Origin of the sequence: Bradyrhizobium sp. SEMIA, assembly GCF_014844175.1 — a bacterium.
In the GTDB taxonomy this organism is placed as follows: Bacteria; Pseudomonadota; Alphaproteobacteria; order Rhizobiales; family Xanthobacteraceae; genus Bradyrhizobium; species Bradyrhizobium arachidis.
Map to the genome: position 1 here is coordinate 1,930,163 of NZ_CP046601.1, position 21,692 is coordinate 1,951,854.

28 protein-coding genes and 1 pseudogene are annotated in these 21,692 nt (G+C 65.0%); 18 read left to right on the forward strand and 11 right to left on the reverse strand.

The genetic code is table 11. The annotated features are described in order from the left end of the window. Window positions 1–205: 205 nt before the first annotated feature. The gene (locus tag FOM02_RS09300) at window positions 206–1,114 is read left to right on the forward strand and encodes a hypothetical protein (protein ID WP_027560033.1); all 909 of its coding nucleotides are present in this window, start codon (window positions 206–208) and stop codon (window positions 1,112–1,114) included. Window positions 1,115–1,232: 118 nt separating this feature from the next. On the opposite strand, the gene FOM02_RS09305 is transcribed toward FOM02_RS09300, so the two are convergent. After that, on the reverse strand, window positions 1,233–1,688 hold the full coding sequence (locus tag FOM02_RS09305; RefSeq protein WP_092213708.1) for an iron-sulfur cluster assembly scaffold protein: 456 nt from the start codon (window positions 1,686–1,688) through the stop codon (window positions 1,233–1,235). A 242-nt stretch (window positions 1,689–1,930) separates the two neighbouring features. On the opposite strand from FOM02_RS09305, the gene folE reads away from it, so the two are divergent. The 4 genes from folE to FOM02_RS09325 all read left to right on the forward strand — a co-directional run bounded on the left by folE (window position 1,931) and on the right by FOM02_RS09325 (window position 5,666). Next, window positions 1,931–2,623 carry a GTP cyclohydrolase I FolE gene (folE, locus tag FOM02_RS09310; protein WP_027560031.1) on the forward strand — a complete coding sequence of 231 codons (693 nt, stop codon included), beginning with the start codon at window positions 1,931–1,933 and terminating at the stop codon, window positions 2,621–2,623. A gap of 27 nt (window positions 2,624–2,650) precedes the next feature. Continuing rightward, window positions 2,651–3,073 carry a phosphoribosyl-AMP cyclohydrolase gene (hisI, locus tag FOM02_RS09315; RefSeq protein WP_265441683.1) on the forward strand — a complete coding sequence of 141 codons (423 nt, stop codon included), beginning with the start codon at window positions 2,651–2,653 and terminating at the stop codon, window positions 3,071–3,073. A gap of 183 nt (window positions 3,074–3,256) precedes the next feature. Next, a complete protein-coding gene (locus FOM02_RS09320) occupies window positions 3,257–4,318 on the forward strand; it encodes a lytic transglycosylase domain-containing protein (RefSeq protein ID WP_265441684.1) in 1,062 nt (353 codons plus the stop codon). A 172-nt stretch (window positions 4,319–4,490) separates the two neighbouring features. Continuing rightward, entirely contained in the window at window positions 4,491–5,666 is a 1,176-nt protein-coding gene (locus FOM02_RS09325) for a DUF2336 domain-containing protein (RefSeq protein ID WP_265441685.1), read from the forward strand. 130 nt (window positions 5,667–5,796) lie between these two features. Here the strand turns inward: FOM02_RS09325 and FOM02_RS09330 are convergent, their stop codons facing one another. Beyond that, the gene (locus FOM02_RS09330; RefSeq protein ID WP_265441686.1) at window positions 5,797–6,375 is read right to left on the reverse strand and encodes an Hpt domain-containing protein; all 579 of its coding nucleotides are present in this window, start codon (window positions 6,373–6,375) and stop codon (window positions 5,797–5,799) included. Window positions 6,376–6,402: 27 nt separating this feature from the next. Then, entirely contained in the window at window positions 6,403–6,948 is a 546-nt protein-coding gene (locus tag FOM02_RS09335) for a response regulator (RefSeq protein ID WP_008549760.1), read from the reverse strand. A gap of 170 nt (window positions 6,949–7,118) precedes the next feature. On the opposite strand from FOM02_RS09335, the gene FOM02_RS09340 reads away from it, so the two are divergent. From FOM02_RS09340 to FOM02_RS09355, 4 genes are read left to right on the forward strand one after another with little or no spacing between them, the layout of a single operon-like run. Beyond that, a complete protein-coding gene (locus tag FOM02_RS09340) occupies window positions 7,119–7,682 on the forward strand; it encodes a DUF2975 domain-containing protein (protein WP_092213714.1) in 564 nt (187 codons plus the stop codon). A gap of 2 nt (window positions 7,683–7,684) precedes the next feature. Then, window positions 7,685–7,939: a helix-turn-helix domain-containing protein gene (locus FOM02_RS09345; RefSeq protein ID WP_051377734.1), complete on the forward strand. Its 255-nt coding sequence runs from the start codon at window positions 7,685–7,687 to the stop codon at window positions 7,937–7,939. Window positions 7,940–7,972: 33 nt separating this feature from the next. Then, the gene (locus FOM02_RS09350; protein WP_265441687.1) at window positions 7,973–8,350 is read left to right on the forward strand and encodes a hypothetical protein; all 378 of its coding nucleotides are present in this window, start codon (window positions 7,973–7,975) and stop codon (window positions 8,348–8,350) included. Between the two features lie 10 nt (window positions 8,351–8,360). Further along, complete coding sequence (locus FOM02_RS09355) at window positions 8,361–8,549, forward strand: hypothetical protein (protein ID WP_265441688.1); 189 nt, start codon at window positions 8,361–8,363, stop codon at window positions 8,547–8,549. Between the two features lie 8 nt (window positions 8,550–8,557). On the opposite strand, the gene FOM02_RS09360 is transcribed toward FOM02_RS09355, so the two are convergent. Continuing rightward, window positions 8,558–9,337, reverse strand: coding sequence for an NAD kinase (locus tag FOM02_RS09360; protein WP_027560024.1), 780 nt, complete (start codon window positions 9,335–9,337; stop codon window positions 8,558–8,560). 255 nt (window positions 9,338–9,592) lie between these two features. Between FOM02_RS09360 and FOM02_RS09365 the strand changes: the two are divergent. Further along, window positions 9,593–11,177: pseudogene (locus FOM02_RS09365) on the forward strand (S10 family peptidase). Here FOM02_RS09365 and FOM02_RS09370 read toward each other — a convergent pair. Beyond that, entirely contained in the window at window positions 11,167–12,552 is a 1,386-nt protein-coding gene (locus FOM02_RS09370; RefSeq protein WP_265441689.1) for a serine hydrolase domain-containing protein, read from the reverse strand. The pseudogene FOM02_RS09365 and the gene FOM02_RS09370 sit on opposite strands and share 11 nt — an antisense overlap. Before the next feature lie 109 nt (window positions 12,553–12,661). Then, the gene (locus FOM02_RS09375; protein WP_027560021.1) at window positions 12,662–13,204 is read right to left on the reverse strand and encodes a tetratricopeptide repeat protein; all 543 of its coding nucleotides are present in this window, start codon (window positions 13,202–13,204) and stop codon (window positions 12,662–12,664) included. 250 nt (window positions 13,205–13,454) lie between these two features. Here FOM02_RS09375 and FOM02_RS09380 point away from each other — a divergent pair, with 250 nt between their 5' ends. From FOM02_RS09380 to FOM02_RS46775, 4 genes are all read left to right on the forward strand, one after another. Then, window positions 13,455–13,823: a His-rich protein BRANT gene (locus FOM02_RS09380; protein WP_027560020.1), complete on the forward strand. Its 369-nt coding sequence runs from the start codon at window positions 13,455–13,457 to the stop codon at window positions 13,821–13,823. 313 nt (window positions 13,824–14,136) lie between these two features. Beyond that, entirely contained in the window at window positions 14,137–14,559 is a 423-nt protein-coding gene (locus tag FOM02_RS09385) for a hypothetical protein (RefSeq protein ID WP_027560019.1), read from the forward strand. A gap of 285 nt (window positions 14,560–14,844) precedes the next feature. Then, window positions 14,845–15,552: an outer membrane protein gene (locus FOM02_RS09390; RefSeq protein ID WP_027560018.1), complete on the forward strand. Its 708-nt coding sequence runs from the start codon at window positions 14,845–14,847 to the stop codon at window positions 15,550–15,552. Between the two features lie 242 nt (window positions 15,553–15,794). Next, entirely contained in the window at window positions 15,795–16,037 is a 243-nt protein-coding gene (locus FOM02_RS46775) for a DUF6719 family protein (protein WP_027560017.1), read from the forward strand. 36 nt (window positions 16,038–16,073) lie between these two features. Here the strand turns inward: FOM02_RS46775 and FOM02_RS09400 are convergent, their stop codons facing one another. Both FOM02_RS09400 and FOM02_RS09405 read right to left on the reverse strand, forming a co-directional pair. After that, window positions 16,074–16,328, reverse strand: a complete 255-nt coding sequence (locus FOM02_RS09400) for a hypothetical protein (protein ID WP_027560016.1) — start codon at window positions 16,326–16,328, stop codon at window positions 16,074–16,076. A 303-nt stretch (window positions 16,329–16,631) separates the two neighbouring features. Next, on the reverse strand, window positions 16,632–17,015 hold the full coding sequence (locus FOM02_RS09405) for a hypothetical protein (RefSeq protein ID WP_027560015.1): 384 nt from the start codon (window positions 17,013–17,015) through the stop codon (window positions 16,632–16,634). A 45-nt stretch (window positions 17,016–17,060) separates the two neighbouring features. On the opposite strand from FOM02_RS09405, the gene FOM02_RS09410 reads away from it, so the two are divergent. Next, window positions 17,061–17,294, forward strand: coding sequence for a hypothetical protein (locus FOM02_RS09410; protein WP_141263066.1), 234 nt, complete (start codon window positions 17,061–17,063; stop codon window positions 17,292–17,294). A gap of 3 nt (window positions 17,295–17,297) precedes the next feature. Here the strand turns inward: FOM02_RS09410 and FOM02_RS09415 are convergent, their stop codons facing one another. Continuing rightward, window positions 17,298–17,489, reverse strand: coding sequence for a hypothetical protein (locus FOM02_RS09415; protein ID WP_027560014.1), 192 nt, complete (start codon window positions 17,487–17,489; stop codon window positions 17,298–17,300). Window positions 17,490–17,735: 246 nt separating this feature from the next. Here FOM02_RS09415 and FOM02_RS09420 point away from each other — a divergent pair, with 246 nt between their 5' ends. Continuing rightward, window positions 17,736–19,433 (forward strand): methyl-accepting chemotaxis protein, encoded by a 1,698-nt coding sequence (locus FOM02_RS09420; RefSeq protein WP_027560013.1) that lies wholly within the window; start codon window positions 17,736–17,738, stop codon window positions 19,431–19,433. Window positions 19,434–19,646: 213 nt separating this feature from the next. On the opposite strand, the gene FOM02_RS09425 is transcribed toward FOM02_RS09420, so the two are convergent. Continuing rightward, window positions 19,647–20,144 (reverse strand): dienelactone hydrolase family protein, encoded by a 498-nt coding sequence (locus FOM02_RS09425; RefSeq protein ID WP_265441690.1) that lies wholly within the window; start codon window positions 20,142–20,144, stop codon window positions 19,647–19,649. Further along, window positions 20,141–20,407 (reverse strand): hypothetical protein, encoded by a 267-nt coding sequence (locus tag FOM02_RS09430; RefSeq protein ID WP_265441691.1) that lies wholly within the window; start codon window positions 20,405–20,407, stop codon window positions 20,141–20,143. The genes FOM02_RS09425 and FOM02_RS09430 overlap by 4 nt, the downstream gene beginning before the upstream one ends. 86 nt (window positions 20,408–20,493) lie before the next feature. On the opposite strand from FOM02_RS09430, the gene FOM02_RS09435 reads away from it, so the two are divergent. After that, window positions 20,494–21,180, forward strand: a complete 687-nt coding sequence (locus FOM02_RS09435; RefSeq protein WP_027560011.1) for a class I SAM-dependent methyltransferase — start codon at window positions 20,494–20,496, stop codon at window positions 21,178–21,180. Beyond that, window positions 21,177–21,596 carry a GFA family protein gene (locus FOM02_RS09440; protein WP_027560010.1) on the forward strand — a complete coding sequence of 140 codons (420 nt, stop codon included), beginning with the start codon at window positions 21,177–21,179 and terminating at the stop codon, window positions 21,594–21,596. The genes FOM02_RS09435 and FOM02_RS09440 overlap by 4 nt, the downstream gene beginning before the upstream one ends. Window positions 21,597–21,692 lie beyond the last annotated feature (96 nt).

Genomic DNA, 21,692 nt, shown 5'->3' on the forward strand with positions numbered 1-21,692 from the left:
CGAGGTGCTGCACGGTTCCGGTGCAGGGAACCGCAAGCTGTTGTTTGCGCGCCATATTTTACGTGCTTTTTGGGAGCAGTGCAGCAAGTACCTATGGACGATCTGTATTCCCCCGGATACCATTTTTATGACGTCCATGTGTAGACTCATGGAACGCAAAACGGGGCTTGCCTGAATCGCTTTGGGGCTTGGGGAAGGGACCAGTTTGAAACTTCTGACGTCGCTCAATCTTCGCGGCTGGTTGCTTGTGGGAACCGCCGTCTGTGGTATCGCGCTGGCGGGGGCCATCGCGACGTTTGGATCGTCTGCCCGGGCTGGCGCTGCGCTTGAAGAGCGCAAGCTGCCGATGAAGTTCAACTGGGTCGCCTGCGAGCCCAACTGCCGTGGGTGGGTCAGCGCGGTCGGGATCATCACGTCCGATACCCCCAAGGATTTCGAGGAATTCGCGCGCGCGCGTCAGCTTGGCGGCGCCACCGTCGTGCTCGACTCCAGCGGCGGCTCCGTCAACGATGCGATCACGCTCGGCCGGCGCTTCCGCAATCTTGGCCTTCTGACCACGGTCGGGATCAGCGTTCAGAACCGCGGCGGTCCGTCGGCCCGTCCGGCGGTGGCGCCTGAAGCCTATTGCGAATCCATGTGCGTGTTCCTGCTGCTGGCCGGCAAGAAGCGCTACGTGCCCGATGCGGCCCATGTCCGGGTTCACCAGATCTGGATGGGCGACCGGGCCGACGATGCCAAGGCGGCAAGCTACAGCGCGCAGGACCTGATGATCGTGGAACGCGACATCGGCCGGCTCGCCAAATACACCTTTGACATGGGCGGTGCCGGCGATCTGTTGTCGCTCGCGCTTAGCGTGCCGCCGTGGGAAGACCTGCACGAACTCGACGCAGGCGAGCTCAAGCTCACCAATCTCGTGACGACCGATCTCGTGGCCGACGTGCTGCCGCATGTCGACGTCTCCGCGCCGGCAATGGCTGAGCTGGCGCCGAAAACGCAGGCGAGGTTCGGCGCCGAACCGGAGCAGGCGCCACAGGCCGCCAAGTCGACCAAGACGGCGGAAGCCCTGGTGCCGACCGGCAGCGTGGCCACGCCGGCTGCGGCGGTGCAGAAGTAAGCTCCTAAATCCTGGCAGATCATTCCGGGGCGCGCGCAGCGCGAACCCGGAATCTCGATCGGCAAGCTCTGGATTCCGGGTTCGTCGCTTGGCGACGCCCGGAATGACACCGATGGAATTAACCCTGCGCCGCGGCCGGCTGCTTGGCCTTCGCCTCGATCTGGTCGATCGCATCGACCACGGCATCGAAGGTCAGCAGCGTCGAGGCATGCCGCGCCTTGTAGTCGCGGACCGGCTCGAGGAACTTGATCTCTTCCCATTTGCCTTCAGGAGGCGCGCCATTCTCCTTCAGCATCTTGCGAACGGTTTCGCGTAACGCACGGAGTTCGCTCGCGGTCGAGCCGACCACGTGACTTGCCATGATGGATGAAGAGGCTTGGCCGAGCGCGCAGGCCTTCACGTCATGGGCGAAGTCGGTGACGATGTCGCCCTCCATCTTGAGATCGACCTTCACGGTCGAGCCGCACAGCTTGGAGTGGGCGGTGGCGGTGGCATCGGCGTCGGACAACCGCCCGAGGCGCGGAATATTCCCGGCCAGCTCGATGATCCGCTTGTTATAGATGTCGTTCAGCATGTGATGGAGTCCAGCACTTACCTACCGGATCGGCCTTGGCGGCCGCCGCCCAGGGTCCTATATAGGGACGGAACTGGCGGAAAAACAGTCCAGCGGTGCGGTGGGGATGATCCAGACCTGCGCTGCCAGCGTGATGACGCAGGAGCCTTTTTCGTCAAAACTGTTCTCTTCAGGCGTCCGGCGGCTTGCCGCCCCGTCTGCCGGTGACACTCCGGCCGTTGAGGCCGTCGAACGGAGTAGACATGGACGCTACCATCAAATCCATCCGCCCCAACAAGCCCGCTGACCGGCAGCCCGAGAGCCGCCCGGCCGAGCTTGACCCTGCCGAATTCCTCGCGGTCGCCGTCCGCGCCGACCAGCCGCGCCCCGCGCGCGCCGAGGCGGAAGCAGCGGTGAAGACGCTGCTCGCCTATATCGGCGAGAACACCGAGCGCGAGGGGCTGTTGGACACGCCGCGCCGCGTGGTCGAGGCCTTCGACGAGCTCTATCAGGGCTATCACCAGTGCCCGGCCGAGGTGCTCGACCGCACCTTCGGCGAGACCGCCGGCTATGACGACTTCGTGCTGGTGCGCGACATCGAGTTCACCTCGCAGTGCGAGCATCACATGATGCCGTTCTACGGCAAGGCACACATCGCCTACACGCCGGTGGAACGCGTGGTCGGCCTGTCGAAGCTTGCCCGTCTCACCGACATCTTCGCCCGCCGACTCCAGACCCAGGAGCATCTGACGGCGCAGATCGCGGCGGCGATCGACGAGATCCTGAAACCCCGCGGCGTTGCGGTGCTGATCGAGGCCGAGCATACCTGCATGTCGGTGCGCGGCGTCGCCAAGCATGGCGCCTCCACCTTCACCAGCCGCTTCACCGGGATGTTCCGCGACAATCCGGCGGAGCAGGCCCGTTTCCTGTCCCTGGTGCGAGGCCTGCAGCGCTGACCTCGCGAATGACTGGCGAGAGTTGCTGTGTCCGCTCACTCCCATGAGATCGAGGAAGGCCTCGCCTTCCTCCCCAAGTTCGACGCAGCCGGCCTCGTGACGGTCGTCGCGACCGACGTTGCCAGCGGCGACGTGCTCATGGTCGCACACATGAACGATGAGGCGCTGCGCAAGACGATCGCGACCGGCGAGGCCTGGTACTTCAGCCGCTCGCGCAATGCCTTGTGGCGAAAAGGTGAGACCTCAGGTCAGACCCAGCACGTCGTCGAGATGCGCACCGATTGCGATCAGGATGCGGTGTGGATCAAGGTCGAGCAGGTGGGCGCGGCTTGCCACACCGGGCGACGGTCGTGCTTCTACCGCAAGGTCGAAGGCGAGGGCGGTGGCGCCAGGCTGGTCTTCGTGGATGCTGACAGGCTGTTCGATCCAAGCGACGTCTATAAGAAGTAGCCGCCGTCATTCCGGGGCGCGCGCAGCGCGAGCCTGGAATCCATCGTACGGCATAACGTGCGGTGGAATGGATTCCGGGCTCATCGCTTCGCGATGCCCGGGAATGACTCGGGGCAGACGGTGAAGCCCAATTAACCCCGCATTAACCATACCTGTCCCACGGTGAGACGATAGGGCGCCGAATTGCCGGCGCCGCTCAACGCCGCGCGGGGCGGGCACTTCATCATGTCGGTCGACAATTCCAGTGCCACGCAGACGGTCGCTCTCGACCCGACGCGGGCGCGCGTCGCCGGTGCGATCAAGGACGTCTCCAACCGGACCGGCGTCAGCTTCCAGTACATGCTGACCACCGCCAAGATGGAATCGGATTTCGATCCGACGGCGGGCGCCACCACATCGTCGGCGCACGGGCTCTACCAGTTCATCGACCAGACCTGGCTCGGCACCGTGAAGGAGGCGGGCGCCCAGCTCGGCTATGGCAACTACGCCAACGCCATCACCAGGACCTCGTCCGGCAGCTACACCGTCGACGATCCCTTCATGAAGCGGTCGATCATGAAGCTGCGGGACGATCCGGAAGCCGCATCCAGCATGGCGGCGGCGCTGACGCAGTCGAACAGTTTCAAGCTGACCGGTCTGCTCGGCCGCAGGCCGTCCGACAGCGAGCTCTACATGGCCCATTTCATGGGCGTCGGCGGAGCGGCAAAACTGATCGCCAATGCCGAGGACAACACGCAGGCCGTCGGCGCGCGGCTGTTTCCCAATGCGGCCTCCGCCAACCGCTCGATCTTCTACGCCGGGGACGGCCGCGCCCGCAGCGTCTCCGAAGTCTATTCGGTGCTCGACGCGCGCTACGCCAGCGCGGCGAATTCGAAACTCACCCGCAGCGCGATGGCGATGTATGGCGACACGCCGTCGACCACGCAGGTCGCAAGCGCCAATGGCATGCAGCCGACCGCGCCCGTCATCGACAACGCCGCTTATCTCCAGACTTTTCCCGATGCACGCGGTGTCACGCCAGTGAGCACGACATCGTCGACGACGGTTGCGGACAACACGCCGGTCACCCCCGCATTCCGCTCGATCTATCAGCCAGGCGACATCACGCAGCCGGTCTCGACCACGGTACAGAAATTGTGGGGCAACAACGCCTCGCTCACCTCGGTCGCTTCCGTGACGCCTGACGTGCGTCCGCCGCAACCACTCGATCTCTTCAGCGATCGCAGCGGCACCTTCTCGAGCTAGTCAGCGCACCTCTACGTGCTGCGCAGCGTGCGGCCGCCGCCTTTGTTCCCTTAACAAAACGTCAATGAAACCAGCCAGTTATGGTGAACGCTTTGTTAAGCGTCGTGGTTTATTTTGTGTTGCAGGTGACGAGCCGTCACCATTTTTGTTTGTTGTGTAAGCCGGAAGCAGCATGATCGTTCGGCAGTTCATCAATTGGATCAGGACCGCGCCCGCTGGCGAGCGGGCGGAGGCGACACGGGCGTTGGCCCGGGCCTGGCTGATCTCAGACCTATCGACAGACGACCGCATCGCCGCCGAAGGCGCGCTTCTGATGCAGCTCGACGATCCCTCGCCGCTGGTGCGGCAGGCGATGGCCGAGGCCTTTGCGCGCAGCCTTGATGCGCCGGCCGCGATCGTGCGGGCACTGTCGGCAGACCAGCCGACCGTCGCGCTGCCCGTGCTCGAACATTCACCGCTGCTGATCGATGCCGATCTCGTCGACATCGTTGCCACCGGCAATGACGAGGTGCAGTGTGCGGTCGCCCGCCGCATCGCGCTGCCGGTGTCGGTCTGCGCGGCGATCGCCGAAGTCGGCTGCGCGGCGTCGGCGCTCGAGCTGATCGAAAATCCCCATGCCGAGCTGGCGCCGTTCTCGTGGAATCGCATTGTCGAGCGTCACGGCCATCTCGCCGCGATCCGCGAGGCGATGCTGGTGCTGGAGGATCTGCCGGCGGCAACGCGTGCCGCGCTGGTGGCAAAGCTGTCCGAGACGCTGGCGCAATTCGTCGTCGCCCGGAACTGGCTGAGCGCCGACCGCGCCGAGCGCGTGACGATCGAGGCGCGCGACCGCTCCACCATGAACATCGCGGCGCGCTCGCGCGGCGAGGACATGCAGGGTCTGGTGCATCACCTCCGTGTCACCGGCCAGCTGACCGCAGGCCTGATCCTGCGCGCGCTGCTGTCGAGCAATCTCGATTTGTTCGACGCGGCGCTGGCCGAGCTCGCCGATCTGCCGCTGGCGCGCGTCTCCGCGCTGCTGCACGACCGCGGCGGCAACAGCCTGCATGCGCTGCTCCGCCGCGCCGGCTTGCCCGAGGCGACGTTCGCCGCGTTCCAGGTGGCGCTCGATGCCTGCCACGAGCAGGGCTTTGTCGACAGCGACGACGGTGCGGCGCGGCTGCGCCGACGCATGGTCGAGCGCGTGCTGACCCATTGCGAGACCGACCGCGGCGCCGCCGAGCCGCTGATGGTGCTGCTCCGCCGCTTCGCGACGGAATCGGCGCGCGAGGAGGCGCGGCTGTTCTGCGACGAGATCGTCGCGGACGATGCGATCGATCCGGTGTACGATGATCTGATTGCCGCCTAGCGAGATGCCGTAGGGTGGGCAAAGGCGCAAAGCGCCGTGCCCACGAGCTTTCCTTTAATTGCACCCAGATGGTGGGCACGCTCCGCTTTGCCCACCCTACGATACTGATTGTGCCGATAGAGAAGAGTTCTTACTCCACCGGCACGATGCTCGGCGCGAGGATCGCCTCGAGATGCTCGGGGCGGTCGCGGTTGACCTGGGCGAGATAATCGTCGGCGACCTTGCGCAGACGGCGGCTGAGCTCGGCGGAGACGCTGATCCTGTCGAGCTGGGTGTTCTCGTGCACGATGGCGAGAATCGCGTTGATGTGGTGGGTGAACAGCTCGGCCGGCACCTTTTCCAGGTCGGGCGCGTGCTCGATGACGCGGCACAGGCTCTCGGCGACTCCTGCGACCGCCGGAAATCCGAACGTCGCGGCATCGCCCTTGATGTCATGCGCGGCGCGGAACAGCTCGTCGCGCCGCTCCTTGGTGAAGCCGTCATGGCGGATGGCGACGTAGGCGGCCGACAGGCGGTTGACCTCGGTCGTCATCCAGTCCTTGAACTCGCCGGACAGACCCGCGAGCGCCTGCTCGGCGCGACCGATCGGATCGTCCATGTCCTGGTCTTCGACACGGCGCAGAACCTTGCGCAGCGGATTGGGCTGCGTGATGACTTGATGCGTGGCGAAGGCCGTGACCTCGATGTCCTTTGCGCTGTTCTTCGCCATGATGCCGGCCCCGTGTGAGACGTTGCGCTAGATGGAGGACCGGGCCTTGTCGAGCAGCGAGGGCTGCTGGAGCACCTCGTGCTTTTCGCCGACGCGGCGCTCGGGGCCCATATAGGCGGAGTTGGTGTTGCGACGCCGGTCCGGACCGAAATAGGTCTTGGTCTTGATGAAGGGCCGGGGATTGGCGACGACGTTGAGGATGCGCTGGTAGAGGCCTTTCGCCGAGATCGGCTTGGCCAGGAATTCGGTGACACCGGCATCGCGCGCGACGGTGACGCGGCGCTTCTCGGAGTGGCCGGTCAGCATGATGATCGGCGCGTAAGGATTGCCCTTGGACTCCGGCTGCCGGATCATCTGCGCGAGCTCGAGCCCGTCGAAGATCGGCATCGCCCAGTCGGTGATGACGATATCGGGCACGTAATGGCTGTACATTTCCAGCGCCGTGGCGCCGTCCTCGGCCTCGTAGACTTCGCGCGCGCCGAACGAATGCAGCAGTGTCCGCAGGATGCGGCGCATGTGCGGATTGTCGTCGCAGACGAGGAAGCGCAGTTTGTTGAAATCGATGCGGAACATGACGCCCGGGCCAAAGCGGTCAACCTTCGTTAACCATATCGCGTCGGGGGTTAATGAACGGTTGCGCTTGCATCTCGCGGCGGATCGGAAGAGGGGCTACGTATATCGTAATTCTGCCATTTTTTATCGTAAAACAATAAAAATACTTAATCGAGCGGGAGCATCGTCCAATGAGCGTGATCGCGTTTCCCTATCCCGTGCCGGCCGAGCCGCGATTGCGGCGGATCGGACGGATCGTCGCCGTCGGCGCGCTCGTCTGCGTCGCGGGCGCGGTGATTGCGGTGCCGCTGCTCTGGTCGAGCGACGAGGTGCTTCGGCACTGGATCGCCACCCAGTCCCCGCTGGGGGCGCAGCCCTTCACCCTCAATCCCGGCACGCGCTTCGCCGGTGCGCTGATCAGCCTGATCGGCCTTGCGCCTGTTCTCTACGCCTTGTTGCAGCTCTCGATGCTGTTCTCCCGTTTCGCGCGCGGCGAGGTCTTCGTGACCGAGAACGCCTGGCGCATCCGCCGGATGGGCCTTGCGCTGATCGTGGGCGCGCTGATCTCGCCGCTGGTGCAGATGCTCACGACGGTCAATCTGACGCGGGCCAACCAGCCCGGCCAGATCGTGGTGATGTTCGGCATCGATCAGTCGCATGCGCTGTCGGTGCTGAGCGGGCTTGCGCTCATCGCCTTCGCGACCGTGATGGTGGATGCTGTTCGCTTGTGGCACGAGAACAGCGAGATCATCTGACCATGCCGATCGTCGTCAATCTCGACGTCATGCTCGCCAGGCGCAAAATCAGGTCCCGTGAGCTTGCGGCCCGCATCGAGCTCACGGAAGCGAACGTCTCCCTGCTGAAATCGGGCAAGGTGCGTGGCATCCGCTTCGATACGCTCGAGCGGATCTGCGCCGTGCTCGACTGCCAGCCCGGCGATATCCTGGAATACGTCCCTGACAATGCGGACGATGCGTTGGAGCCTCGCACGGCCGGCCGGAAATCGGCCTAGCCAACTCGTTAATCCAGACCGGAGAAGCCTGCGATGAACGGCCTTGCGCGCGTTCTTGCGAGCGCGGCTGCGCTCATGCTTGGCGGATGCGGCTCGGTGCCGCTGACGTCGATCCCGCCGCTCGCCCGCATCGATGCCAGGACGACGGATCTGTCGATGCTGCGCGTCGCCGTGCAATTGCCCGACGCGCTGCGGTCGCGTTCGGGCGGGGTCAAGCTCGACGTCGTCACCAAGCTGGCGGGGGAGGCTGAGGCCAAGACGAGCTTCGCCATGATGGAGCTGAGCGCACGCGAGCGGGGCGGCTTGCCTGCCCAGCCACTCCTCCATCTACGCCTTTCGCTTGTCGCCGGAAGATGCCGCGCGCTTCGAGGCGTTGCGCGCCTCGATGGTCGAGCAGGGGAGGAACGGTAAGCGCGGATCGATGGGACTTGGCGTCGCCGCCAAGGAATTCTGCCGCACGAATGCGGGCCCGCAGGCCTCGCTGCTGGTGACGATCTATCTGATGACATCGGAGACGAAGAGCTTCGTTCCGGTCGTCAGGGATTTTGACCTGCTGAGCGATCCCGCCATGGCGGGAGGCCTGGACGCGGTTCAGCCCTGCGGCCAGTGAGCTGGGGATCAGTAGCCGAACTGCTCGCGCAGGATGCGCTCTTCCAGGCTATGGCCGGGATCGAACAGCATGCGCATCGAGATGGACCTGTCCGAGAGCACCTCGACGCGGCGGACCCTCCGGACCTCTTCATGGTCGGCGACGGCCGCGACCGGGCGCTTGTCGTCCTCCAGCACCTCGATCACGACATAGGCGCTGTTGGGCAGCAGGGCGCCGCGCCAGCGCCGCGGCCGGAAGGCGCTGATCGGTGTCAGTGCAAGGAGCGCCGCGTTGATCGGCAGGATCGGGCCTTGCGCCGACAGATTGTAGGCAGTCGAACCTGCGGGCGTCGCGACAATGATGCCATCGGCGATCAACTCGGGCATGCGCTCGCGCTCGTCGATCAGGATGCGCAGGCGTGCGGCCTGGTAGGTCTGCCGGAACAGGTAGACCTCGTTGATGGCGTGATGCAGGTGCACGCGGTCGTTGGCGTCCGTCGCGCGCATCAGGAGCGGGTTGATCTCGGTCTCATGCGCCGCCGCGAGTCTCGCGCGCAGATCGTGCGTCGAATACTCGTTCATCAGGAAGCCGACGGTGCCGCGGTGCATGCCGTAGATCGGCTTTCCCGTGCGCATGTTCCGGTGCAGCGTCTGAAGCATCAGCCCGTCGCCGCCGAGCGCGACCACGACGTCGGCATCTTGCGGATCGCAATTGCCATAGTCCTTGGTGAGCTGGTTGAAGGCGGTCTGCGCCTCGTTGCTTGGGCTCGCCACGAAGGCGATCCGGTCGTATCGCATGGGCTTGGTCATGGCTTCCGGCAAGGCCGCTGGCTGGAGAAAGTTCCGCCGGGCTCGTCTATACGACCTGGGCCCGCATTGTCGAGGAGGACCGCTCGTCAAGGCAAACGGACGATTGTCCATCTCGATTTGAGGATAAAATCGGCTCGATCTGAGCCCGACCGGCCTCCTCGAGTGCCCCCGGAGCGGCGGTCCCCCAAACCGTCGCATTTGCTCGCTAGCCTTCGGAGGTGCACCGGCTCTCATAGCCGGGCAGGGAGAACGCTCATGGTTACGACCTTGCGGGGCCCGCGCCGCGCGATCCTGGTGCTGGCGGTGTCGATCTTCGCGGTCGCGGGGCGTTGCGCGTGCGGACGATCCGCCGCAGCCGCGCGCCGAGGCGGCCGCGCCCGAGGCGGCCGCGCCAGCCGGTCAGAAGGGCGGACGCGGCGGTGGCCCGCAAGGCGCGTCACAGAATTCGTCGTCGCCTGCCGAACTGCATCGTCTCCCGCCGGACTCCACCACGCAGCAGACCCTCGATTTGCCCAGCCGCACCCTCAGCTTCGCCGCGACCGCCGGTTCGATCCGCGTGTTCGACGGCAAGGGCGAGCCGCTGGCCGACATCGCTTACACTTCCTACGAGCTAGGCGGTGCCGACCGCGCGACGCGCCCCGTGACCTTCCTGTTCAACGGTGGACCCGGCGCATCGTCGGCCTGGCTCCAGTTCGGTGCGGCCGGGCCGTGGCGGCTGCCGCTCCACGGCGAAGCTCTCTCTCCGTCGGCCTCGCCGGAGGTGAAGCCGAACGCGGACACCTGGCTCGACTTCACCGATCTCGTCTTCATCGACCCCGTCAGCACCGGCTACAGCCGCTTCGTCGCCAGCGGGGAAGATGCGCGAAAATCGTTCTACTCGGTCGACGGCGACGCCAATGCGATCGCGCTGGTGATCCGCCGCTGGCTCGAGAAGCACGACCGGCTGACCTCGCCGAAATATGTCGCGGGCGAGAGCTATGGCGGCATCCGCGGGCCGAAGGTCGTGCGCCAGTTGCAGCTCCAGCATGGCGTCGGCGTCAGGGGATTGATCCTGGTGTCGCCGCTGCTCGACTTCCGCGAGTTCACCGGCACCAGCCTCCTGCAATATGTCGCGACCTTGCCGAGCTACGTGGCGGTCGCGCGCGAGGCCAAAGGACCGGTCACGCGCACCGATCTCGCCGACGTCGAGGCTTATGCGCGCGGCGAATTCCTGACCGACCTCGTCAAGGGCGAGGCGGACAGGGAGGCCGCCAACAGGCTCGCCGACAAGGTCGCCGAGCTCACCGGCATCGACCAGGCGGTCAGCCGCAGGCTCGCGGGCCGCTTCGACGTCGGCGAATTCCGCCGCGAGTTGGACCGCAAGAACGGCAAGGTGACCGGGCGCTATGACGGTTCGGTGCGCGGCCTCGATCCCTATCCGGATTCGAGCAGCTCGCGCTTCGGCGATCCCTCGGGCGACTCCCTCCAGGCGCCGCTGACGAGCGCCGCGGTCGACGTGCTCACACGCAAGCTGAACTGGCGGCCCGATGGCTCCTACGAAGTCCTGAACGGCGCCGTCGAGGGCCATTGGGACTTCGGCCGCGGCATCAACCCGCCGCAGTCGGTGTCGGAGCTGCGCCAGATCCTTGCCACCGACACGAGGCTGAACGTGCTGGTCGGACACGGCCTGTTCGATCTCGCCACGCCCTATTTCGGAACCAGGCGGGTGCTCGACCAGCTCCCGGCCTTCGCGACCCAGCGCGTCAAGTTCGTGGTCTATCCCGGCGGCCACATGTTCTATTCGCGCGACGGCTCACGGCAGGCGTTCCGCAGCGAGGTCGAGGCTCTGATCAGGGAGTAGGCCGCCGCTTGCGCGGGGGATAGCGGCGTGCGATCTCGCGTGCCACGACATTCGCTGGCTTCACATTGGCACCCGCGATCCAGATGTCGCTCACCTTGCCGCGCTTGTCGCGGGCGCGGCGCACCAGCTCGCCGTGGCTGGAATAGCCGGCGGCCCAGGCGAGCTTGCCGGTGTCGCGCCCGGTGACCTCGATCTCGGCGGCGTCCATGAACGGGTTGTTGAATTGCGGATTGGCGATCAGCACGCGGTTGCCCGCAGGCACGAAGTCGTTCGCGCCCCAGATCGTCCACCAGCGGCCGGTCCAGTCTCGCACACGTCGGTCGGGTGCGCCGCGGCTCCTGAAGACGCGCAGGATCTGCATCGCACCGTCCATCCAGAACGGCGCCGCTCCGTCGATGGAGTTGCTGAGGATGCTGATCGACAGCTCGCAGGCAGGGATCGAGCAGGTCCGCGAGATGTAGCCCTGGAAACCGCCGCCATGGCCGAACCAGTCCCAGCCGTCGGTCTTGCCGGCGTTGACACCGAGGCCGTAATAGGCCTCGAAACTCTGCGGAACGCGCCAATGCTGTCGCGTTATCTCCCGGCGGCTGGCAACCGACAGCACGCTCTTTTTGGCATTGGGTGCGAGCTGCGCGAAGAAGCGGGCAGTGTCGGCGGCGGTGGCGACGAAACCCGCGGCCGATGCCATCGCATGCGCGGGATTGTCCCCCGGGATCACGCAGCGCTCGCCGAACGGCAGCTTCCGCGTATGGCCGCGCGCGAATGCGGCGCCCTTCGGCGGCGGCGCGTCCGGTTCTGTTTCGCGCAGGCCCGCCGGCGCGATGATCTCGCGCTTGATCCAGGTGGAGTAGGGCTCTTTTGTCACGGCTTCGATCACGAGGCCCATCAGGCCAAAGCCGTGATTGGAATATTTGAAGCGCGTGCCGGGCTCGATCGCGGTCGGCAGTTTCAATTCCGCGAGCAGCTCCTTCGCGTTGAGATAAGGCCGGCTGTCGATGAACTGGCCGGAATCGGCACCATCGCGCGTCAGCCCCGCGCTGTGCGAGAGCACCTGCGCAATCGTCGTCTCGGCAACGCGCGGATTGAGGCCGCCGACATATTGGCCGACCGGATCGTCGAGCCGCAGCCTCTTCTGCTCGCGCAGCTTCATGATGCCGGCTGAGGTAAAGCTCTTCGAATGCGAGGCAATGCGGAAGCGGTGGCGCGGGGTGAGTTTTTCGCCGGTGTCAAGATTGGCAAGGCCGAACGCATGCTCGGCGACGATTTCGCCCCGATGGACGAATGCGATGATGGCGCCGGGTTGCTGGAATGTCGTCTGCTGAAATTCGATCCAGGAGCTAATGTAGTCGATCGCGGATCGCAGCCACGTGTCCATTGCGCACCAATTTGCGAGGGGAGGATTGGTACGCAAGGCTAGCCGAGAAAGCGGAACGGGCACAACCGAAAGGTTGTGCCCGTTCGCGAAGTTGCAAGATGCGATTGTCTTAGTAGACGAGCGTCGCGCCGGTCGGCTTGTCGAGCGCTGCGGCCAGCGAGCGATATTCGGAGCTGTCGGTGCCCGCGAGCGAGGCAATCTTGTTGAGGTGATATTGCGCCTGTTCGCGGTTGCCCTGCTCGAGCTGCCAGAGGCCGTAATACTGCCAGGTGCGGACGTGGTTCGGATCGTCCTTCAGCGCGATCTCGTAATAGACCTTCGACGACTGGTAATCGCCGAGCTTGCGATAGGAGTAGCCGATCAGGTTCGCAACGTCGGCGACGTCGTCGCGCTTGAGCGACTTCAGCTGGCCGATCGCGCCAGTGTAGTCGTGGTTGTCGTAGATGGCGGTATAGGCGGTGCGATAGGCCGCGAGGAATTTGGGATCGCTGACGGAGGAGCTCTTCTTCTTGCCCTTCTTGGACGAGGAGTCCGACTTCGGCGGTGAGGAGGGCTCGTCACTGCCCGCGGCATAGGCGCTGGACAGCACCGGTGCGGCCGCCAGCGTCATGGCGACTAGTCCCGGCACAAGAAGCATTGAGAGTTTGCGCATCTAAGTTCTCCCGTATGGAACGTGGCGATCCTACACGATTGCCCGAAGACCGGAACACCCATTGGGCAGAAACATTCCCGCTTCGCACGATCTATTCTCCCCAAGCCAGATGACAAACTTGTCATCGAGATGAACGGAAGCCTGCAACCGGCTTCAGACTGGGTTCAGTGCGTGGCGCCTAGCCTCCCACCTACGATCGAAGGGTCGGCGAGAGGGCGCCGCCTCAAGATCCTTCCAAGAGGAGACCACCATGCTGAAGACCATTTCCGCAGCCTTGCTCGCCGCTACCGTCATCGCAGCCCCGGCCTTCGCGGCTGAGGCCGGCAAGACCACCACGACCGCCCCGGTGATCAAGGCGGACCAGAGCCAGACCAAGACGTCGACGACGGTCGCGAAACCGGACGCCGGCGTCAAGGCCGACAGCAAGGCCGCCGACGTCAAGGCGGATGCCAAGGCCGACACCAAGTCGAAGGCGATGAATGCCAACGCGGCCGTGACGCCCGACGAGCACAAGACCGTGCGTACCCATCGCCATCACCACAAGCACCTGTCGTCGAAGAAGTCGCTGAAGACGCAGCCGGATGTCACCAAGCCGGTGACGACCGAGAAGCGCAGCTAACGACTGATCCCGCGCGGCGGCATCCCTGGCATTGCCCTGTCGCCGCGTGCGGAATTCAGGCCCGGCCCGTTCGTCATGCCCCGCGCGGTAGCACGGGTGCTGGCCGGCGGGCCGGTGCGCCGTGCTGGCTGGATTGCGAAGCGAATTCCCTTTGCGCAACCTTGGAGCGAGAGCGTTTTCAAGCGAAGTGGACGCCGGTTCGTGTGAAGAAAACGCGTCAAGACAAGAATCTAGAGCTTCGGTTCTGATTCAATCAGAACCGAAAATGCTCTAGAACATTGTCCGAGTCTGACTGGCCGGAGAATGTGGTCCCTTGGGGCGATTGACGAAACGTGCGGCGATCCTGGTGCTGCCGCTGGCGCTCGCGGCCTGTTTCGGCAGCGAGGGTGACCGTCCAACCCTGATGGGCGGGGCCCAGGCCGGAGGGCCGCAGCCGTTTCCCGACAATTTCCGCAGCGACACGCTCGCCTTGATGCGCACCTACCTCAACAATCCGGTCGGTGTGCGCGAGGCCAGCATGGCCGAGCCGGTGCAGCGTGAGGTTGGCGGTCGGCAGTTCTATATCAGCTGCTTGCATTTCACCCCGCGCGAGAGCGACGGCAGCTACAAGGCCATGCGCGAGCGCGCCGTCATCTTCGTCAACGGCCGGGCGGACCGCGTCGTCGACCGGACCACCGAGCTCTGCGCTGGCGCGGTTTACGCAGCCTTTCCGGAACTGGAAAAGATGACGCGGTAGCGCAAAGCCGGCCTTCATCACCGCGTGCTAGAGCGGACGCTGCCGGAGCTGCTGGATCACATTTCGGCGAGCTTTGAACGGGGTGGTTTCGCCTTGCGACAAATGGTGACGGCGGGTCTCGCGCCGACGACAGAATCTGTCGGCGCCAGCAGATGCGACGGAACAAAATCGCGTTGTTGCCACCCCGTCACAGTCGCGAACGATCAACGTTCCGGCATCGCCGCGAAGCAACCCAATTCACGCCACGTTGTTTCCAGAGTGTCGTATGAAAGAACGGGGATGACCATGAAGACGATTTTGCTGGGCGCAGTTGCCCTGCTTGCGCTGGCCGCGCCGGCCGCAGCGGCCGACATGCAGCCGCGCACCTACACCAAGGCGCCGGCCTATACGCCGCCGCAGGTGATCTACAACTGGACCGGGTTCTACATCGGCGGCCATGTCGGCGGCGCGTTCGCCGGCGACAGCAGCTTTCAGTCCAGCGACGCCCGCTTCCTGGGCGGCGTGCAGGGCGGCTTCGACTACCAGTTCGCGCCCAACTGGGTGGTGGGTGTCGAGGCCCAGTACTCCTGGCTCCCGACCAACAACAACGGCGTGACGTTCCCGCTGGGCACGCAGGTGACGTCCAACACCGACCAGCTCGGCTCGGTGACCGGCCGCATCGGCTACACCTGGGGCCCGACGCTGCTGTACGCCAAGGGCGGTTACGCCTGGCGCAATGGCGGCCTCGGCGTCAACATCGCCGGCGTGCCGCAGGGCTTCACCGCGACCGGCAACAACAAGGACGGCTACACCGTCGGTGCCGGCCTCGAATACATGTTCGCCCCGAACTGGTCGGCCAAGGCCGAGTACCAGTACTATAATTTCGGCAGCACGACCTTCACCTCCGGCCCGGCCGACATCGTCGGGGTTCGCGGCCGGGAGGACGAGCATACCGTCAAGGTCGGTGTGAACTACCGCTTCGGCTGGGGCGGGCCGGCGGGCTCGCGCTACTGAGCCCGGCCACCGCCATCCAGGATCTGACAAAGGCCGGCCTCGCGCCGGCCTTTCGTTTGCCGGCCGCCGATGTTTGCTTTGCGTGAACCATCTGGCGCGTCATTTGCAAGCAAACATTCGGGCGCGCGCCTTCTCACGCGCGTCATGGGACTGGGGTAAAGCAAAAATAATTTTTGCCGCTTACGGAACTCGCACTCCGGGGCGCGTTATATGAGAATTACCGGGCTGGTGGGACGACGGACATGCGTATCTTTGTGTCGGCAGTAGTGCTCTCATGCTTCACCTGCCTGCCGTGCTCTGCACAGACAATCCTCAAATCGGAGCCTCTGATGCTGGCACCCTATGAGGTGGCCTTCGTCAAGGACGCGTCCTGCCCGTCGGGCAAAGTGCTGAAGGTGACGGGCGCCATCCGCGGGCTGCATCGGCGCAAGGCCTGTGTCGCCCTGGCGGGCGAGCAGGCATCCCTGGCGACCGCGACACCCTGATCTCTTCTTGAGATCCTCTGGGCTTCCGGCCGCAGCCTAGGAATTCAGTTCAAGCTCCAGGCGCGAGTCCCGTTCGGCCTCAGCCTTGTTCCTGGCGGGGTCCTCGCCCTGGGCTGCCCGGCACGGCTTGATCTCATAGTCGTTGTCGAGTACCCGGCGCGGGCCGTGTCGCTCCTCGTCGGTCGTGATATCGACGACCAGGCCGCTCCGCTGTGCGATCTTCCAGACGTCGGACTCATCAGGATAGGCTTTGCTGATTTGGGCGTCGTTGCAGAACAGGGCGTAGGGCATTCTTTCCGCTCCGGGAAAGCCCGTTAACGATTGCGCTGGGGAGGGGTTCCGGCCGACCGTACGATCACGGCGCCGTGATCGGGGCGGCCAAGCCTTGAGTCGTAAACGAGTCCTGAATCCCAAAAAAAAGAATCCCTGGGACTCTCCAGCCGGAATCAGCGGATGTTTTGGTCATGACGAGCGACCTCAAAACCTGCTGCGGGCACATGCTCCTGCCGTTGACGCTGGCACTGTTTGGCGCCTGCGCAGCCAATCTCTTGCTGGTTTGGTCCTGGCTGTAAGGTCCCGATCGCGGAGCCGGCCTTATTCTTCGGCCGGCGGACGGGTAGAGCCGTCGCGAATGGCGGCGCGCAATTTGGTCAGGGTTGCCGCACAGTAATCCTCACGCTCGCGCTCGAACCGCTCCTGATGTTTGCGGAAATTCGCGATCCGGACCTGCATCTCGGTGCGGAAATCGCCACTCATGCGGGGTGGCGGGACCTGCAGGGTCCGAGGTGGCTCCGGCGGAGGAGATGCGGCTTCCGGCTCGGCTTCGATCGTGACCGCCTTGATGGTCGCGTCCGGAGTCACCTCGAAAGCAGCAGTCGGGCGCTCCGGCGGATGGAGTTCATCCTTCTTGCCGGTTACGGATTGGACGAAGGCCAGTGTCTGCGCGATCAGTGCGTCGCGCTCTCTGATCCACTTCATGGGCCACCCCACCCTTGCTGCGACCATTCCACCAAAGCGCGAGGCATGAATCAAGAAGGTATCCCGCAAGGGATTGCATATTTTTCCCGTGCGCCCGACAGTGCGGGAATGGATGCCGGACAAGAAAAAGAAAAGTTGGACGAAGTGGAAGGCTTGAGGCTGGTCCGCGCCTTCCTCTTGCTGCCGCCCCACAAGCGGGCGGAGGTGATCGCGTTCGTCGAGGAGCTGGTCCGTCTTCATGCCCAGGCCGGCGAAGGTGACGGCGCGCCGGCGAGGTGAGTGCTACCGCTCGCGCGGATTGACGTTCGGCACGAAGGGCGCACCGATCACCCTGACTGTCCCCGGCGCTGCCGTATCGATCGGTCCTCTGTCAGCGACCTGCCGCTGCGGCGGCGGTCCGAAGACCGGCTCCAGCAGCGCAAGCGTGCCGGCTATGAGGGCGCAACAAAGCGTCACGGTCCCCAGCAGAAGCATGTTTCGATTTTCTTCCCAGATCCGCATGGGCCGAAAACGATCGACGCGCGCAATTCGTTCCGCGGGCTGGATTGTTCGAGATGCCGGCAAAATGCGCTGAAGCTTACGCCGAGCTTACGGGTGCGCAGCAGAAGGTTATTTTTCCGTATGACTACTCGGGCCATTTGGCATCAATTCTTAACGATACCGGGTTCCAATGCACGTTGCTGGGCTTACGCCTGGGCGGAACATCATTGGACGGCTGAGATGAGCTTTTTGAACAATCTGAAGATCGTGTGGAAGGTCGCGCTGATCGTGGCCGTGATGGGTTGCGCGATGGTGGTGGTCGCTGGCTTTGGCGCACGCGAACTCTCGGCGACCGTGGATGGGTTCGCCGAGCTCTCCGCCGCACAATCCTCGGCGCTCAATCTGACCCGGGCCCAGCGCCGCGCCGAGACCTACCATGCAGCGCTCTATGCCATCTTCACCGAGGCGACCGAAGCGGGCAACGCCGCTCGCCTCAAGACCGCAAACCAGAACCGCAATGAAATCGGCCAGTACCTCGATGCCGCCGTGCAAGACGACCCCGCTCGCGCCAGCCAGGTCAAGAGCATCGGCGATCAGCTGAAGGCCGCGTTCACCAGCTGCGATCCGGTGCTCCAGGCCGGCGCGCAGGCAAGCAGCATGGAGGACAATGCCAAGGCTGCCGACCGCGCGCACAAGGAGTGCGACCCGGTGCTGGACGCGGCTCTCGCACGCATCGTCACGTTCGTGACCGAGACCGCGCAGGCGACGAGCAAGCGCAAGGAAGCCATCACCCGCGACGCCAGGTCCGCGACGTGGACCGCGATGGGCGTCAGCGCCGGCGGCCTGGTCCTCGGTATCGCGATCGCGCTGTTCATCGGCTTCAACGCGATGTCGCGGCCGATCGCCCGCCTCAAGCTCGCCATGGAAGGCCTCGCCCGCAACGATCTCAAGACCGAGGTGCCCGAGAAGGACCGCCACGACGAGATCGGCGAGATGGCCAAGACCGTCGAAGTGTTCAAGACCAACGGGCTCGAGGTCGAGCGGCTCAAGGCGGCGCAGGCCGAAGCCGAGAAGCAGGCGGCTGAGCAGCGCCGCCGCGACATGATCAACCTTGCCGATGGCTTCGAGCGGGCGGTCGGCGAGATCATCGAGACGGTCGGATCGGCGTCCACCGAGCTCGAGGCGTCGTCCTCGACGCTGGCCACCACCGCGCATCGCGCGCAGGAGCTGACCTCGGTCGTCGTCGCCGCGTCGGGCGAGGCCACCGGCAATGTGCAATCGGTTGCGACCGCGACGGAAGAGCTGTCCTCCTCGGTCAACGAGATCAGCCGCCAGGTGCAGGAATCGGCGCGGATGGCGGGCGAAGCCGTCACCCAGGCCCGCACCACGACCGAGCGCGTCAGCGAGCTGTCAGTTGCGGCCACGCGCATCGGCGACGTCGTCGAGCTGATCAACACCATTGCCGGCCAGACCAACCTCTTGGCGCTGAACGCCACGATCGAGGCGGCGCGCGCCGGCGAGGCTGGCCGCGGCTTTGCGGTCGTCGCTTCCGAGGTCAAGACGCTGGCCGAGCAGACCGCGAAGGCCACCGGCGAGATCAGCCAGCAGATTTCCAGCATCCAGACCGCGACGCAGGAATCGGTGAACGCGATCCGCGACATCTCCGCGACGATCGAGCGGCTGTCGGAAGTGTCCTCGACCATCGCAGCCGCCGTCGAGGAGCAAGGCGCCGCGACCCAGGAGATCTCCCGCAACGTCCAGCAGGCCGCCCACGGCACCCAGCAGGTCTCCTCGAACATCACCGACGTGCAGCGCGGCGCGGCCGAGACCGGCTCGGCCTCCTCGCAAGTGCTCTCGACCGCAAAGATGCTGGCGACCGACAGCAACCGCCTCAAGGACGAAGTCGGAAAATTCCTGCGCACCGTGCGCGCGGCGTAAGGGCGCGCGGCGGCACCCGTCCGCCGCGCTGACCACCTCTATCGTGCCAGCAGAAATGCAAGCGCGATGACAAACAGGACGGCCGTCATGATGACGGCCGTCACGGCGCCGGCGATAATCCTGGCGTTCTGTTTTGTGGTGCTGGGGCGCATGGCGCCGGATGCTAGCGCATGTTGAACCGAGATCCGTGGACGGCAGCCGGCCACGACGCGATCAGGCGGCGAGCCTGCTGTGGAAGAAACGAGTGACGCGACCGATCGCGTCAAAAGTCGCCGGGTCGGTATCAGAAAAATCAAAGCCGTGGGCCTTGTCAGGGTAGGGCACGAATTCGGCTTCCGCGCCGACGGACCTCGCCAGCTCGATCAGCTTCTTGCCGTTTGCGATCGGTACGTTCCGGTCGGCTTCACCGTGTAGCTCGATCATCGGCGGCAAATGCCTGACCTTGCTGGCCATCGCGTCGGGCAAGCCGGCATAGAGTACGGCGAGCGCGGCAACGCGCTCGTCACGGGCAGCAGTATTGGCGGCGATGAAGCCACCGAGTGAAAAGCCCAGCAGGCCGATATGTCCGGAGCTGTCGGGGCGGCCGAGAATGGTCGTGATGGCGGCGGAGACCGTGTCCGACCAGCCGTCGAAGCGCCCCGTGTCATAGGCCTTGCGGTTCGCTTGCGTGCTCGTCTTGGGATCGAGCGCGGCCGTGTCGCTGGTTGTCATGTAGCGCAGGAGATAGGCGTCGATGCCTCCGGCCGACAGCGCATCCGCATAGCGCTCATAGGCGCGTCTCTCAGCTCGATGCCCCGCGAGCCGTGCAGCAAGATGACCGCGGGGCGCTTTCCGGTGACTTTCGCCGCATAGCGCAAGACGGGCAGGCTCTCGTTGCCGGCCGCGACGCTGAACTGCTCGTTTGGCGCGCTACGCGCCGTGGCAGGCAACAGCAGCGCGGCGAGACTGGCCATGGCCATCCGTCGGGTGATCATCGGCAGGCTCGCTTCAAGGAGATTTCAGGCGCGGCACACCGGCTGTATAGTGGGCTTGCGACGGAAGTTTGACTCGTGCAGGTCCGATGATTCCCGAACGTCCACCCGTGCTGGCCCATGAGCGGTTCGTCGCCGACCGCGACAGTTTCGCGGGCCTCGATCTCGCCGCGCGGTTCGAGCGGATCGAGCGGACCAACCTGTGGGGCGCGGCCACGTCAGTGTCGGGCCTCGGCTCGGAGGACCGCGCCACCGCCGCGATCCGGGACGCGCTTCCGCCGTTGTTGCAACGACTCGGCGCGCGCGCGCTGCTCGATGCGCCCTGCGGCGATGCGGGCTGGATTGGCAGCATGAAGCTAAACGTGGGTTACACCGGCATCGATATCGTGCCGTCGTTGATCGCGGCCAACAGCGAGCGTGCGGCCCGTGGTGAGCTTCCCGGTCGCTTCCAAGTCGCCGACATCACCCGCGATGTGGTGCCGTCTGCCGATCTGATCCTGTGCCGCGACTGCCTGGTGCATTTGAGTTTCGCCAACATCGCTCGCGCTGTCGCGAACTTCCGCGCGAGCGGCGCGCGCTTCCTGCTTCTCACGACGTTTCCCGAATGGGACGACAATAGGGATTGCGAGGACGGCGACTGGCGCGCGCTGAACATGGTGAAGGCGCCGTTCAACTGGCCCGCGCCGCGCGAGTTGATCAACGAGCGCTGCGAGGAGGGCGGAGGCGGCTGGCGCGACAAGAGCCTTGGGCTGTGGCGGCTGGAGGATGTCCGATGATCGATGCCAGATGCAGTTGCGGCGCTGTTTCACTTTCGCTTCCGGGACCGACCAAGCTGGTCGCGGCCTGTCATTGCATCGACTGCCAGCGGCGAACCGGGGCACCGTTCGGTGTCGCTGCGTTCTATCCGATCGAAGCCGTCACGATCTCCGGCGCACCGAAGGAATACGTTCGCGCCGCCGCAAGCGGGGGCGAGGTCCGCTTCTATTTTTGCTCCGATTGCGGCTCGACGGTCTGTTGGAAGGCCGACAATCTGCCGGCGATGATCGGCGTTGCCGTCGGCGCCATCGCGGACCCGGATTTTCCGGCGCCGGTCAGATCCGTGTTCGAGCAGTCGAAACATGCCTGGGTCGAGATCGCCGGCGCGGGTGTCGAGCACTTCGAACAGAGCAGCGCGCGCAAGGCTTCAGGCTGAGGCCGACGTTCGCTCAGGGACGCTGCCGAACACTTCCGTTAGACGGCGCTCCTGTCGTCTGTATCGGTTCGCCGGGCGCACGGTCCAGCGGCGGGT